16 protein-coding genes are annotated in these 14,335 nt (G+C 57.5%); 7 read left to right on the forward strand and 9 right to left on the reverse strand.

What is annotated here, in order from left to right; genetic code table 11:
• Positions 1 to 2 precede the first annotated feature (2 nt).
• The 7 genes from F8R23_RS10375 to F8R23_RS10405 form a co-directional block, all read right to left on the reverse strand.
• Positions 3 to 782 carry an ABC transporter permease gene (locus F8R23_RS10375; RefSeq protein ID WP_129935511.1) on the reverse strand — a complete coding sequence of 260 codons (780 nt, stop codon included), beginning with the start codon at positions 780 to 782 and terminating at the stop codon, positions 3 to 5.
• Positions 779 to 1,714 carry an ABC transporter ATP-binding protein gene (locus F8R23_RS10380; protein WP_151415599.1) on the reverse strand — a complete coding sequence of 312 codons (936 nt, stop codon included), beginning with the start codon at positions 1,712 to 1,714 and terminating at the stop codon, positions 779 to 781. Before F8R23_RS10380 ends, F8R23_RS10375 begins: the two co-directional genes overlap by 4 nt.
• Positions 1,711 to 2,871 carry an ABC transporter permease gene (locus F8R23_RS10385; protein ID WP_129935513.1) on the reverse strand — a complete coding sequence of 387 codons (1,161 nt, stop codon included), beginning with the start codon at positions 2,869 to 2,871 and terminating at the stop codon, positions 1,711 to 1,713. The genes F8R23_RS10380 and F8R23_RS10385 overlap by 4 nt, the downstream gene beginning before the upstream one ends.
• 46 nt (positions 2,872 to 2,917) lie before the next feature.
• Positions 2,918 to 3,850 (reverse strand): glycine betaine ABC transporter substrate-binding protein OsmF, encoded by a 933-nt coding sequence (gene osmF / locus F8R23_RS10390; RefSeq protein WP_112348181.1) that lies wholly within the window; start codon positions 3,848 to 3,850, stop codon positions 2,918 to 2,920.
• Positions 3,851 to 3,879: 29 nt separating this feature from the next.
• Positions 3,880 to 4,947 (reverse strand): fatty acid desaturase, encoded by a 1,068-nt coding sequence (locus F8R23_RS10395; RefSeq protein ID WP_151415600.1) that lies wholly within the window; start codon positions 4,945 to 4,947, stop codon positions 3,880 to 3,882.
• Positions 4,948 to 5,125: 178 nt separating this feature from the next.
• Positions 5,126 to 5,506 (reverse strand): cell envelope integrity TolA C-terminal domain-containing protein, encoded by a 381-nt coding sequence (locus F8R23_RS10400; RefSeq protein ID WP_129935517.1) that lies wholly within the window; start codon positions 5,504 to 5,506, stop codon positions 5,126 to 5,128.
• 38 nt (positions 5,507 to 5,544) lie between these two features.
• Positions 5,545 to 6,453 (reverse strand): LysR family transcriptional regulator, encoded by a 909-nt coding sequence (locus F8R23_RS10405; protein WP_129935519.1) that lies wholly within the window; start codon positions 6,451 to 6,453, stop codon positions 5,545 to 5,547.
• 142 nt (positions 6,454 to 6,595) lie between these two features.
• On the opposite strand from F8R23_RS10405, the gene F8R23_RS10410 reads away from it, so the two are divergent.
• The 3 genes from F8R23_RS10410 to F8R23_RS10420 are packed head-to-tail and all read left to right on the forward strand — an operon-like array spanning position 6,596 to position 9,724.
• Complete coding sequence (locus F8R23_RS10410; RefSeq protein WP_037422649.1) at positions 6,596 to 7,240, forward strand: hydrolase; 645 nt, start codon at positions 6,596 to 6,598, stop codon at positions 7,238 to 7,240.
• Positions 7,241 to 7,285: 45 nt separating this feature from the next.
• On the forward strand, positions 7,286 to 7,831 hold the full coding sequence (locus F8R23_RS10415; RefSeq protein ID WP_151415601.1) for an antibiotic biosynthesis monooxygenase: 546 nt from the start codon (positions 7,286 to 7,288) through the stop codon (positions 7,829 to 7,831).
• A 21-nt stretch (positions 7,832 to 7,852) separates the two neighbouring features.
• A complete protein-coding gene (locus F8R23_RS10420) occupies positions 7,853 to 9,724 on the forward strand; it encodes an amidohydrolase (protein ID WP_129938512.1) in 1,872 nt (623 codons plus the stop codon).
• Positions 9,725 to 9,828: 104 nt separating this feature from the next.
• On the opposite strand, the gene F8R23_RS10425 is transcribed toward F8R23_RS10420, so the two are convergent.
• On the reverse strand, positions 9,829 to 10,959 hold the full coding sequence (locus F8R23_RS10425; protein ID WP_099064012.1) for a Gfo/Idh/MocA family protein: 1,131 nt from the start codon (positions 10,957 to 10,959) through the stop codon (positions 9,829 to 9,831).
• Positions 10,960 to 11,363: 404 nt separating this feature from the next.
• Here F8R23_RS10425 and F8R23_RS10430 point away from each other — a divergent pair, with 404 nt between their 5' ends.
• The 4 genes from F8R23_RS10430 (at position 11,364) to F8R23_RS10445 (ending at position 13,810) form a co-directional block, all read left to right on the forward strand.
• Positions 11,364 to 11,531 (forward strand): hypothetical protein, encoded by a 168-nt coding sequence (locus F8R23_RS10430; protein ID WP_198642178.1) that lies wholly within the window; start codon positions 11,364 to 11,366, stop codon positions 11,529 to 11,531.
• Between the two features lie 9 nt (positions 11,532 to 11,540).
• On the forward strand, positions 11,541 to 12,566 hold the full coding sequence (locus F8R23_RS10435) for an AraC family transcriptional regulator (protein ID WP_129935523.1): 1,026 nt from the start codon (positions 11,541 to 11,543) through the stop codon (positions 12,564 to 12,566).
• Positions 12,563 to 13,237, forward strand: coding sequence for an NAD-dependent epimerase/dehydratase family protein (locus tag F8R23_RS10440; protein ID WP_129935525.1), 675 nt, complete (start codon positions 12,563 to 12,565; stop codon positions 13,235 to 13,237). The genes F8R23_RS10435 and F8R23_RS10440 overlap by 4 nt, the downstream gene beginning before the upstream one ends.
• A 72-nt stretch (positions 13,238 to 13,309) precedes the next feature.
• Positions 13,310 to 13,810 (forward strand): 2-thiouracil desulfurase family protein, encoded by a 501-nt coding sequence (locus tag F8R23_RS10445; RefSeq protein ID WP_112350212.1) that lies wholly within the window; start codon positions 13,310 to 13,312, stop codon positions 13,808 to 13,810.
• Here the strand turns inward: F8R23_RS10445 and F8R23_RS10450 are convergent.
• The gene (locus F8R23_RS10450) at positions 13,807 to 14,223 is read right to left on the reverse strand and encodes an NUDIX hydrolase (RefSeq protein WP_165367287.1); all 417 of its coding nucleotides are present in this window, start codon (positions 14,221 to 14,223) and stop codon (positions 13,807 to 13,809) included. The genes F8R23_RS10445 and F8R23_RS10450 overlap by 4 nt on opposite strands.
• Between the last annotated feature and the right edge of the window lie 112 nt (positions 14,224 to 14,335).

The raw sequence follows: 14,335 nt of genomic DNA on the forward strand, positions 1-14,335 counted from the left end.
CCTTACCCCGCAGAAGAAGATGTCACCAGCGTCTGCTGACGCCAGGCAGTGAGACGGCGCACCCAGCGCTCAAACAGCATATCGGTGATGATCGCCAACAGGGCCACCACCACAGCGCCCTGGATCACATAGGCGGTATTAAAGCCGCTCAAGCCAATAATGATTGGCGAGCCCAGCGTTTTGGTGCCGACGGTAGAGGCGATCGCCGCCGTACCGATATTAATGATCACCGAGGTACGGATCCCGGCCACGATCACCGGGGCTGCCAGCGGCAATTCAACACGCCACAGGATCTGCCTGGGGCTCATCCCTACCCCCTGCGCAACTTCACGGGTCGCCGCAGGCACTGACTCAATACCCGCTAAGGTGCCCTGCAAGATCGGCAGTAAACCGTACAGCACCAGCGCGATGATCGCCGGCTGCTCGCTAAAGCCCATCACCGGCACCGCCACTGCCAGTACCGCCACCGGTGGAAAAGTCTGGCCGACCGCCACCAGGGTTTCCACCAGCGAGCGGAACTCTTTACCCGCGCGGCGCGTCACGCCAATCCCGGCCGCTACGCCAATCACCACGGCGATCAGGCTGGAGACAGCCACCAGCAGCAGATGCGCCCATACCAGCGAGATAAAACTGTCCTGCTGATACACCGGTCGGTCCAGATCGGGGAACCAGGCGGCAAACAGGCCGTGTAAATGATTCATGCCAAACACCAATGCCAGCAACAGGGCAAAGGTCCAGGGCAGCGGATCGCGCAGCCAACGCAGGGCCTGAGACCCACTCATGACAACGCCTTTTGGACAATCAGATCGCTGAAATGCAGCACGCCAAGCGCTTCCCCCTGCTCGCCTATCACCGGCAAACATTCGCTACCGCGTGCCACAAACACCGACAGCGCTTCGCGCAGGCTCATGGCGGCGGTAATAGGCTCCCCTGCCACATGGCCAGGGCGCACCCGTTGCGCTACCGTTTCCAGCGACAGCAGCTTGATACCGCGATCGCTACGGCCAAAGAAATCACGCACAAAATCGTTAGCCGGTGCGGTCAATAACTCCAGCGGCGTGCCTTGCTGCACAATGTGGCCCTGATCGAGCAACACGATACGGTCTGCCAGCGCCAGAGCCTCATCGATATCGTGCGTCACCAGCACAATGGTGCGTCCGGAGAGATGATGGATGCGCGCAATCTCCGTTTGCAGCGCCGCGCGGGTCACCGGATCCAGTGCGCCAAAAGGCTCGTCCATCAATAGCACTTCAGGGTCGGCGGCCAACGCACGCGCCACCCCAACCCGCTGCTGCTGCCCGCCAGAAAGCTGGTGTGGATAGCGGTGGCGGAACAGATCCGGCTCCAGGTGCAACAGCTCCAGCAATTCGGTCACCCGATCGCGAATGCGCGCGCGCGGCCACTTCAGCAATTGCGGCACGGTGGCGATATTTTCTTCCACCGTCCAGTGTGGGAACAGGCCGATCGACTGAATGGCGTAGCCCATACGACGGCGCAGATCCTGCGGTTTGAATTTCTGGATCTCTTCGTCGGCAAAGTAAATCTTGCCCTGATCGTGTTCGATCAATCGATTGATCATTTTTAACGTCGTGGACTTCCCGGAGCCCGAGGTGCCGATCAGTACGGCAAATTCACCCTTGGCAATCCGCAGCGTCAGATCGTCCACCGCCGGTTTGCCCTGAAAAATCTTGCTGACCTGATTAAACTGAATCATCGGCGTGATACATCCAACATTGAAACCATAAATTTAAACAGCGAATCGACGATTACCGCCATCACGATCACCGGGATCACCCCCAGCAGCACCAGATCCAGCGCGCTGCTGAGCAGGCCCTGGAAGACGATGGCGCCAAAACCTCCGGCACCAATCAGCGCCGCCACCACCGCCATGCCAACGGTTTGTACCGCCAAAATACGCACGCCGGTCAGGAATAACGGCAATGCCAGCGGCAGCTGTACGCGCAAGAAGATCTGCCCGCGTGTCAGCCCCATGCCGCTGGCAGATTCGATCACGCTGGCCGGCACGCTCTGCAACCCGGCCACCACGCTGCGCACCAGCGGCAGCAGCGCATATAGCACCAGCGCCACAATTGCCGGTGCCATGCCAATACCGCTGACGCCGTGTTCCGCCAGCCAGGGCAGCGCCGCCGCCAGACCGGCCAATGGCGCGATCAGCAAGCCGAACAGCGCAATCGACGGCACGGTCTGGATAATGTTCAGGGTAGAAAATATCGGCGTTTGCCAGCGAGTAGAACGAAAACACAGCACCCCGAGCGGAATGCCAATCAGCAGCGCCGGCACCAGCGTTGCCAGCAGAATGGTCAGGTGCTGCAACAGCGCGGCGTCGAAGACGTCCTGCCGGTTGTAGTACTCTTTCAGCAGTGAAAGCTGATCCAACTGGTGGCTAAATAACAGCGCCAGCGCAGGCAGTATCACCAGCAGGTTGCCGAGCATGCGCCACAAATGTGAGGCGGTAATGCGAGCCATGGCATCGGCGGCCATCAGCAGACTCAGCGCCAGGATCAACCAACAACCACTGCCCCAGGAAGTCCGCGCCAGTTTAGATCCTTCCTGCGCCAACTGTTGAGCCGCATGCCCACTCAACCAGAAGGTCAAAGCCAGCAGCGCCGAAGCCGCCAGTGCGGTAAACAAGGCATTGCGCCTGTCCGGTGCCAACAGGCTGAGCCCCGCCAGAATCACCATCGGCACCAGTAACCACAGCGCCGGGCCGTGCAACAGGGAAATCAGGGAAATGCTCTTGCCCGACAGCAGGCGATTGGGGGCATAGCTGAGAAACGGCAGGCCAAAAGCGGCCAGCAGCAACAAAACGAGTAGCGTCAGTAGTACGCGGTTTTTTACGGCAATAATCAAAGAAACTCTCCAGCTCCATGTTGGCCCCCAAACGGGGCCAATGGTGTTACCCCTTAACCAACCCTTTCTCTTTCAGATAGGTAGCCGCCACCTGTTTGGCGTCCTGACCTTCTACCGCAATCTGCGCATTGAGTTTTTGCAGCGTTGGGCCGTCAAGTGTTGCAAACACCGGCTTCAACAGTTCGGCGATGTTGGCATGCTGTTTCAGCGTTGCCTCGCGGATAATCGGCGCCGGGGCGTAAATCGGTTGCACCCCTTTTGGATCTTCCAGCGTTATCAGCCCCAGCGCCGCTACCGGGCCGTCGGTACCGTAGGCCATCGCCGCGTTAACACCGGAGGTTTGCTCCGCCGCCGCCTTGATGGTCACCGCCGTATCGCCGCCGGCCAGCGACAGCAACTGGTCCTGATTCAGCTTAAAGCCGTAAGCGTTCTGGAACGCAGGCAGGGCATCCGGACGTTCGATAAACTCCGCCGAGGCCGCCAGTTTGAACTTACCGCCCCCGTTGATCCACTTGCCCAGCTCGGCCAGCGTTTTCAAGTGATTGGCGTCTGCCACATCCTGACGAATAGCAATGGTCCAGGTGTTGTTGGCCGGAGCCGCATCCAGCCAGACAATTTTGTTCTTGTCGTAATCCAGCTTCTTCACCTTTTCAAAACCGGCCTGGGCGTTTTTCCACGCCGGGTCTTTTTCATCAGAGAAGAAAAATGCGCCGTTGCCGGTGTATTCCGGGTAGACGTCAATTTCGCCGGAGGTGATCGCCCCGCGCAGTACCTTGGTGGTACCAAGCTGTAATTTATTGGTGGTTTTGATGCCGTTGGACTCCAGCACCTGCACGATAATGTTGCCGAGCAATGAGCCTTCGGTATCGATTTTAGAACCAACGCGCACCGTGTCGGCGGCCTGCGCCACGCCGACGCTCGCGGCAAGCAAACTCAGCGCCAAAGCCAGAGCGCGACCACGTGATGGGGTGATTGCCATACTTTTTCCTCTTGTTGTGTATTTTCCGGCTATTTGGCCAGATCGATTGGAAAATCCTGCGAAGCGCGCTTCCATCGCACAATAAATGTCTCCGCCGGCCAGACTTCATTTTCGCCCACAATTTCCCTTGGCGACTCGCCGGCATTAAACGGATGAACCTCAACGGCGACCGGGGTAAATGCGTATTCACTCACCCACTGGCCATAGCCTTGCACCACAAATCCCTGGCTGCGCTGTTGATATTCATCACGCTCGGCCAGATACACCTGCCGTAAACCGTACCACGGTAAGCCGGGGAGATCATGGTGAACTAAATGATAGTTCAGATTAAGAAACAGCAGCCGCCACGGCCAGGCCGCCTCATTAATAATAGAACGTGCCTGCGGAGCTTCAACGGCGCGGTGCTCAAAAAACGATCTCATCTTGGTCAGCGCCAACGCCGGATAACCGATCGCCAGCAGGTAAAACGCCGTGCCAATGCCGTGCAGTTGCAACCAGTTCATTACTCCCACCAGCAACAGTAAATGCACCAGCCACATCGCCAGAGTGCGCAAGTCACCGGCGACGATCGCTTTCAGCGCATTCACCCCGGTAGCGATAATATCCAGCGCCGGGCCAAACAGCATGCGCCCGCTCAACGTATTACGCACCTTTGCCAACAACGGGTACAACCGTGGAAAACGCTGCCATTGCGCCTGGCTGAAGTAATAGCTTTCGGGATCTTCATGCGGATCGGTCAGATGTTCATTACGGTGGTGCTGAAGATGCGAATCGCGATACAGGCCGTAGGGATACCACACCGCCAACGGCAGCAGGCCGAATAACTGATTCAGCCGTGGCCAGCGGGTCGGATGGCCGTGGATCAGCTCGTGCTGCAGCGACATATACCAGGTGCTCAGCAGGATCAGCAACGGCGTGCCGAGCCACGGCCCCAGTGCCTGCCAGTACTGCACCACGCCAAACCAGCCGCCGTAAACCGCCGCCATAATACCCCAGGTCGGCAGTTCCAGCCGCCAGGACCAATGCTGGTTAAGCTGCCGGATCCATTGACGTTGGGCAGGATGCAAATAGTGGCTGTGGCTTTTGGCTAAGGACATGCGCAGACTCGCTGTAAGAGATTTTGCTCAGTATCAGCGAGCGGCAGGGGCGCTCAAAATAACGAAAGCGGCAAAGCAAAGTTAAAAATCAATGAGGCCACTCGCATCACCTTTGCGCAGAAAGGTATTTTGTAACTCGTGCATGGCTTACCGCATCGAATGCGGTAAGCCAACAGCCTCAGGGGACAAAATCCAGCACTACGCTGTGGAATAACGCGTACTCGGTCTCATTGGCCATTTTCGGCAGTTTGGCGCGTTGTACTGCCTGGCTTGCCGCCGCACAAAGCTCGGCATCGCCCTCCAGCACTTTAAAATCTTTCAGCGAGCCGTCGGGTAACAGATGGATGCTGATCGCACAGCTTTTGGATTTATATTTACCGGGCAACTGCATTTCCTGCGTGATGGCCTGGCGCATTCTTTCCGGGTAATTGCTGCGCTGCGGTTTCGTCGGCTGGGCTGAAGCCACCCGGTTATCCAACCTGCCGCCCGCAGTAGGGCTCCCGCTGCCGGCGCTACAGCCAGCCAGTAACATCGCTAATAACCACATCCCTGTTTTCATCTCTCTGCATCCTTGTATTATCACCCGAAGGTGTCAAATCAGTGCTCCGGGTAGACGCCCCCGGCATCGGCTAACTGCTGTAATCGCTCACGCCACCATTTTGCTGCCAGACCGGTGGCATTTTCTCGCCAGCCAAAATAAGCGACGTCGCTGCAGCGTTCGGATTCAACGCTTTTCGCTACCAACTGGCCGCTTTTCAGGTAGGGTTCGGTCAAATATCGCGGTAGATAGCCACAACCCAAACCGCTAAGTTGCGCCTGTAACTTGGCGTCGAAACCAAATACCGTCAAGGTGTCTTGTTCCTCGAGGATATTCAGATTCTGTGGCGCATTCACCCGTGAGGTATCACGTACCACTACCGCACGGTGCTGGCGAATTTCGTCCTTTGGTATGGGTTCCGCCAGCGTGGCCAGCGGGTGCTGCGGAGCCACGGCAAACACGTAGTCCAGCCGACCCAACTGACTAAAAGCATAGCCTACCCGCGACGGGGGTTCACAGATCGCACCAATAATAATATCCGCACATCCATAGACCAGTGACTCCCAGGATCCGGCCAGCACCTCATGACCAAAACGCAGGCGGGTATGGTGATGCTGTTGATAGAACTCTTCAATCAGCGGCAGCAAGCGCTCAAACGGAAATGAGGCATCGATGCCGAGCGTAATTTCGCTTTCCCAACCGTTTTCCACATAGCGCGCCTGCTGCTCCAGATCCTGCGCCGCACGTAATATCGACCGACCTTTTTCCAACATCAGCTTGCCGGTATCGGTGAATTTCGCCCGATGGCCGGAACGATCAAGCAGCGTGATGTCGAGATCGTTCTCCAGTTTCTGCACCATATAGCTCAACGCCGACGGCGTTTTGAACAGCACCGCCGCCGCTGCGGCAAAGGAACCATGCCGGTCGAGCGCATCCAAAATCAGTAACGCTTCCAGGTTTAATCTCACCGCTCCCCCTCCGTGTATAAAAAAACTCAACAAGACGGCAAAAATTCTGCGCTATCTTTGAAATCTGCCCCTGCCTACCATGCGTTTTATCGAGATGACATTCATCATCTGTTAAACCGAAGTATCACTGGGAAGGTAAATCATGTCTAAATTTCAATTACTTGATAAAGATAATTCCGCACTGATTTTCATCGATCACCAACCACAAATGGCTTTTGGCGTGGCTAATATTGATCGCCAGCAACTGAAAAACAACGTGGTCGGTTTAGCCAAGGCCGGCAAGATTTTTAATGTTCCTACCCTTTTTACCTCGGTGGAAACCGAGAGTTTCAGCGGCTACATCTGGCCGGAGCTGCTGGCGGTTCACCCTGAAATCACCCCGATTGAACGCACCTCGATGAACTCCTGGGAAGACGCCGCCTTTGTGAAAGCGGTGGAAGCCACCGGCCGCAAAAAACTGGTGATTTCCGCCCTGTGGACCGAAGTCTGTCTGACCTTCCCGGCGCTGATGGCGCTCGAAGCCGGCTATGAAGTTTACGTAGTCACCGATACCTCCGGCGGCACCTCGGTCGATGCCCATGAGCGTTCGATCGATCGCATGGTGCAGGCCGGTGCCATCCCAGTGACCTGGCAGCAGGTGTTGTTGGAATACCAACGTGACTGGGCGCGCAAAGAGACTTACGACGCAGTCATGGCGCTGGTGCGCGAACACAGCGGCGCTTACGGCATGGGCGTTGACTACGCTTACACCATGGTGCATCACGCTCCAGCTCGCGTGGCAAAATAACCTTCACCCCGGCCATGCGCCGGGTTTTTTCTGGAGTGAAACGCTATGGCTCACCCGCAGCATGTCACGTTAGTCATCACACACCGTTTGGCTCCGGGACAGGAGCCGGCCTACGAGGCCTGGCTAAAACGCATTATGCCCGAGGCCGCCAACTTTCCCGGTCACCTCGGCGTTAACGTGATCCGCCCTACCGGTAACGAGCAGGCCTACACCGTTTTGGTGCGTTTTGACAACCTCGACAATCTCTATCTATGGATTAACTCGCCGCTGCGCAAAAGCTATATCGCGGAAGTTTCGCCACTGTTGTTGGAGAGCGACCGCATTGAAATTCGGCCCGGTGCAGAATTCTGGTTTACGCCACCGAGTGCCACTACCCGTCAGCCCGCCAAGTGGAAACAGTTTTTGATCACGCTATTGGTGATCTTCCCTTCCACCAATCTGGTGCCCTGGTTTTGGGGCAAGCTGTTGCCGCAATTGAACGGCACGCTGACCAGCCATTTTCTTAATGACGCCACCGTGGTTGCCCTGGTGGTGTTCCTCTGGATGCCAATCGTGACCCGTGTATTTCATCAATGGCTCACCCGCCGTTAGGCGGCCTGCCGGGAGAACCTTATGAGTAACCATGCTTCCCTGATTATCACCAACGGTAAATTTCACACTGTCGATCGCCAGGCACCTACCGCCCAGGCAGTCGCCATCCGCGACGGCAAATTCCTCGCCGTCGGCAGTGAAAACGAGGTCATGCAACACGCAGGGCCAGAAACGCAGGTGATCGACCTGCACGGCCACACCGCGGTACCCGGCCTCAATGACTCACACCTGCACCTGATCCGCGGCGGCCTGAACTACAACCTGGAGCTGCGCTGGGAGGGGGTACCCTCGCTGGCCGACGCGTTGCGTATGTTGAAAGAACAGGCGCTGCGCACCCCCAGCCCACAATGGGTACGGGTGGTTGGTGGCTGGACCGAGTTTCAGTTTGCCGAACGCCGCATGCCAACGCTGGATGAAATCAATCAGGCGGCGCCTGACACTCCGGTGTTTATCCTGCATTTGTACGATCGCGCCCTGCTCAACCGCGCAGCGCTGAAAGTGGTGGGTTACACCAAAGACACGCCCAACCCACCCGGCGGCGAAATTCAGCGTGACGGCAACGGCAACCCAACCGGCATGCTGATTGCCAAACCCAATGCGATGATCCTGTACGCCACCCTGGCCAAAGGGCCAAAACTGCCGCTGGAACAGCAGGTCAATTCGACCCGCCAGTTTATGCGCGAGTTGAATCGCCTTGGGCTGACCAGCGCTATCGATGCCGGCGGCGGTTTCCAGAACTACCCCGATGACTATCAGGTGATCGCCGAACTGCACGAGAAGAAGCAGTTGACCCTGCGAATTGCCTACAACCTGTTCACCCAGCGGCCGAAACAGGAACTGGAGGATTTCAAGCTGTGGACCGACATGCTGAAACCTGGCCAGGGCACCGATTTTTACCGTCATAACGGTGCCGGTGAAATGCTGGTGTTCTCCGCGGCCGACTTCGAGGACTTCCTGCAACCGCGCCCGGACCTGCCGGAAGGCACCGAAGACGAACTGGAGCGCGTGGTGCGCCACCTGGTCGAACACCGCTGGCCATTCCGCCTGCATGCCACCTATGACGAATCCATCAGCCGTATGCTGAACGTGTTCGAAAAAGTGAACCGCGAAATTCCATTCAATGGTCTGCACTGGATTTTCGACCACGCCGAGACCATTTCCGATCGCAATATCGAACGAGTGAAAGCACTGGGTGGCGGTATTGCGGTACAGCACCGTATGGCATTCCAGGGGGAGTATTTCGCAGAGCGCTACGGTAAAGAAGCCACCAAACAGACACCTCCAGTGGCGAAAATGCTGGCAGCCGAACTGCCGGTTGGGCTGGGTACCGACGCCACCCGCGTAGCCAGCTATAACCCGTGGACCGCACTCTACTGGCTGGTTTCCGGCCGAACCGTAGGCGGCATGGCCATGTACGATGATAACGCACGGTTGGATCGTGAAACGGCGCTGATGCTGTGGACTCAGGGCAGTGCCTGGTTCTCTACCGAGCAAGGCAAAAAAGGCCAGATTAAGGTTGGGCAGTTGGCGGATCTGGCGGTGCTGTCGCAGGACTATTTCAGCGTGCCGGAAGAGCAGATCAAGGGGATTGAATCGGTGATGACGGTGGTGGACGGTAAAGTGGTTTATGCCGCCGGTAGTTTCTCACCGCTGGCGCCACCGGCAATACCGGTGCTGCCGGACTGGTCGCCGGTCACTCAGGTGCCGGGGCATTATCGCTCTGCGCCGCCTGCCACCGCTAGCCGTACCGGAGTATTAAGCCAGGCACACCAGTGCTGCGGGCCCTGCGGGGTGCATGCGCATCAGCATGATGTCGCTCGTCGCTCCAGTATTCCCATCTCAGACGAGAATGCCTTCTGGGGTGCGTTCGGCTGTTCGTGCTTTGCGTTTTAAGTTACCAGACTGGCAACCTGATAACTCACCAAGTTACTAAGCTAGTAACTCATTAGCCAACTAAACTCTGACGCTCTCAACTTGTAAGCGTCAGAGTCCATCACTCAGTCGCGGTTGATGTCCAGCCAGCGGCGCTGCTCGGCAGAAGCGGCAATCGCATCCAGCACGCAGGACACTTTCCAGCCCTCCTCAAAGTCTGGCCACATGCGATCACCGGCGGCAATACCGTTAACCAAATCGCGGATCTCCACCGTTTTCTGATCGTTAAAACCAATGCCGTGCCCGGCACTGATACAAAACGCAGCGTAATCCGGATGCTTTGGCCCCACCAGCAAGGTTTTAAACCCCTGGCGTTCCGCCGGCTCATCGTGACGATACAGTTTCAGTTCCGCCATTCGCTCCTGGGTGTAACTCAGCGTGCCCTTGGTGCCGGTAACTACGTAGGTCAGCCCCATCTTACGCCCGCAGGCAATACGTGAGGTTTCGATAGTGCCCATAGCCCCACCGGCAAAGCGCACCAGCGCACTGGCCTGATCCTCGTTTTCCACCTGGTGCATCAGCGTCGGGTCTTTCGCATCCGGGCGCTGTTTAATGATGGTCTGCATATCGCCGGAGACTGCCACGATATCCCCCACCAGATAATGCGCCATATTCACGATATGCGCTGCCAGGTCGCCTAATGCCCCCAACCCGGCCGTCGCCTTGCGGCAGTGCCAGTCGATTGGCGTGCGTGGGTCGGCGAGGTAATCTTCGTTGTGGGTGCCATAGAAATGTACCACTTCGCCAATTTCGCCGTTGGCGATAATTTCACGCGCCAACTGGCTGGTCGGGTTCTTCATATAGTTGAAACCCACCAGCGTTTTGACGCCTTTGGCCCGCGCGGCCTGCACCATTTCAGCGGCGTCAGCGGCATCCAGCGCCAGCGGTTTTTCAGAATAAACGTGCTTGCCGTGGCGGATCGCCTCCAACGCCATCTCTTTATGCAGGAAGTTGGGCGCACAGATATCCACCACATCTATCGCCGGATCGGCTACCAGTTGGCGCCAGTCACCGGTCGAGCGCGAGAAACCAAATTCAGCCGCGCGCTGTTGCGCCAGTTCCGGCGTCACTTCCGCCAGCATTTCCAGTACCAGTTCCCCTTTCAGCGGAAATACCGTGGCAGCCTGCGCATAAGCAATGGCGTGGCAGCGCCCAATGTAGCCGGTGCCAATTAAACCAACGCGAACCTGTTTCATTCCCTTCTCCCGTTACCGATAGCCTTAACATGTTGGCGCGCGTGATGAAACACACCATCCGATAAGTGTTTATATGAAATATAAATTTCAATAACAAGTGAGGGAGAAAATAAAGGTGATATTCGTGATGCCGTTCATAAAAGCTTGCAGGCTTGGATGAAACAATAAAAATCCGGGCCAGCATAAACTGGCCCGGCGGTTAGAAATGAACTTTTCATTCCAAATCAGGGTGGTTCATCGAAACCCTGTCACAAGAGGCTCTGAGCGTGTCAGGCCAACATCCACTAACTACACATCATCGAGTAACAACAGCGATTGGCACACCCATCCCAAGGTTCGAAAACACATTGGCGCGATCGGATTATCCGCACAGCGCCTAACCTTTTAGAGTGAAACTTCACTCAATGAACGAGCCGCCGTTACGCCTGTTGCTGGGCAGCGATGCGGTGTATGTATTAGCGGCACGTGAGGCGGAAGATGCCGCCTTCCGCACGCTCAGTCTGAGCACCGATCGGGAAGACAGCCAGCCTGATTATGCCACCATGACGGCAGTGGTGACGGGCAAATCATAAGGAACAACAATGAGCAGCGATCAAATTTCCCTGTCCAGCGCTCTGTCGGCTTGCCTGGCGGCGATGGGCGTGGATATCGAAAGGGTCGGCCAACTGGCCGGCCTGCCTGGCGGGCTATTCAGCCAGCGGCATGAGAAGGTCAAGCTGTCTACCCGACAGTTCTTCGATATCTGGCGCGCCCTCGCCCAACTGACCAATGACCCCGCCTTCGGCCTGCACCTGGGCGGCGACATATTGCCAGAGCATTATGATATTGCTTCGGTCGCTGCGCTGCACTCCGCCACTCTCGGGGAAGCGCTGCAAAAGATCGCCCGTTACAAACGGCTGCTGTGCCCGGAAGAGCTGATGTTGGTCGAAGATGGCGACAGCATCCGCCTACACACCCGTTGGACCATGACCGAAAGCCATGCGCCGGAGATGCTGATTGATACCATGTTCGCCTCCATCATCACCTTGTGCCGCCGTGGCACCGGGCAGGTGATACGACCACGGGCGATCGAACTGACCCGGCGACCGGATCCGGCTTCGCCCCTGTCGCGCCACTTCGGTTGTCCGGTACATTTCAATGCTCCGCTGGATGTGCTGGTGTTTGACCGAGCGCTGATGCGCCAGCCCTTCATCACCTACAATCAGGACATGCTGGCGGTGCTGCTGCCGGGGCTGGAAGCCGAACTGGCCAGGTTATTGCAGAGCGACGATCTACCCAGCCAGGTAATGGCGATCCTGGGGCGCAGCATGCGCGGCCAGCGCCCCAGCGTTAACAGCGTGGCTGCCGAGCTGTATGTCAGCCCGCGCACCCTGCAACGTCGCTTGCAACAGCATGGTTACAGTTATCAGCAATTGCTGGATAAAACCCGTCACCGTACCGCCTGCCAACTGTTGGCGGAAACCGATCTGGAGCCAGGGGAAATCGCCTTTGTGCTCGGATTTGAAGAATTGAATTCATTCAGCCGCGCCTTTATACAGTGGGAAGCGCAAACGCCGAACCGCTGGCGCAGTCAACGCCTTGCCAGCCCCAGGGAGAACAGACCATGAGAGTGATTATATTGGGTGCCAGCGGTATGGTCGGCCAGGGTGCGCTGCGCGAATGCCTGCGTGACCCACAGGTGAGTGAAGTGCTCAGCATCGGCCGCAGCACGCTGGCGCAAAACCATGCCAAATTGCGGCAACTGACGCTGCCTGACCTGAGTGATTTATCCGCCATAGAGGCACAACTTGCCGGTTACGACGCCTGTTTTTTTTGCCTGGGCGTCTCCTCAGCCGGCATGAACGAAGCACGCTACCGCACGCTGACTTACGACCTGACGCTGGCCGCCGGTCGCCCCCTGGCGCGGTTGAACCCGGAGATGACCTTTATTTATGTCTCCGGCGTCGGTACCGACAGTAGCGAAGGCGGTCGCAGCATGTGGGCCAGGGTCAAAGGGGCCACCGAGAACGCCCTGCTGGCCTTGCCGTTTCACGCGGTAATGTTTCGTCCCGGCGCTATTGTGCCACTGCACGGTATCCGTTCCAGAACCCCTGTTTATGATCTGCTGTATCGGCTATTGAAACCGCTGTGGTTCGGCGCACTGCAGCTGTTCCCCAATCAGGTCACCACCACCGAACGCGTCGGGCTGGCGATGCTGGCCGTGGCGCGACATGAAACGACGCTGCGGATCATCGAACCGGCAGAGATCAATCGTCTGGCGCTGCCATCGGCGGAATGATTCTGCTATGTTAAAGGCGCGCGCGTGGGCCGCCTGTCCCACGCTTTCGCCCCTGTGACAGAGACAGACCTCATGCCGTCAAAGATTTTATTCAGCGCCTGCCTGGCCGGTTTTAAAGTTCGCTATAACGCTTCCGACAAACCCTTGTTCAATGCCACGCTACTGCGCTGGCAGCGCGAAGGCCGCCTGGTGGTTTGCTGCCCGGAGCTGGCTGCCGGCTTTTCCACCCCACGTCCCTCGGCAGAAATCACGCCTGCCGCCGAAGGTGCCACGGTACTGGCCCAACGGGCGCGAGTGATCGAAGTCAGCGGCGGCGACGTCACCGACCGTTATCTGCTTGGCGCACATCTGGCACTGGAAACCGCACGGCGGCACCACTGCCGCTTTGCGCTGCTTACCGACGGCAGCCCCTCCTGCGGCAGTCAGTTTATCTACGACGGTTCTTTCAGCGGCCAGACCAAGTCCGGCAGCGGCGTCACCGCCGAACTGCTGCGCCAAAATGGCATTGAAGTGTTTTCCGATCGTCAGCTCGACGCGCTGATCTCCCGGATTGAGGCGCTGGAAGGGGCTTAACACCGCAAATGTTGCGCCAGCCGCTGTTGCAGGTGCGAAATGCCCTGCGGATGATGAATAAAGCTGTCGATGGTCATCATCTGCCAGCGCTGCCCTTCATCGCCAAAGCGTATGCTGGCAATCTGCTCCGACGTGATGTTGCCCAACATAAACCAGGTCGGCGGGTAACCGGGAAAAATACCCTGGTAACGCTGCCCGTGGCTCACCTGCTGCGCGTCAATCCGCAAGCCGAACTCCTCCCGCGTTTCCCGCTGCACGCATTGTAGCGGCGTCTCATCGCCCTCACGCCCGCCACCGGGCAAGTCCCAACAGCCGGGCCAGGGAATATCCGCCTTGTCATCGCGCTGGTAGGTCAGCACGTTATCGCCACACAACAGCGCGATTTTTGCACCGCCAAAGTCCGGGTTATCCATCTGCGACATATTGATCCTCTTAAAGAACTGCATTTTACGTCTGTCCTTAGCCGTTTGACCGCTCAGACCCCGGGTTACTATGGCTGTTTGCACGTTTTAGCAGAACAGGACA

It is taken from the genome of Serratia proteamaculans, assembly GCF_008830365.1.
Lineage (GTDB): Bacteria > Pseudomonadota > Gammaproteobacteria > Enterobacterales > Enterobacteriaceae > Serratia > Serratia proteamaculans.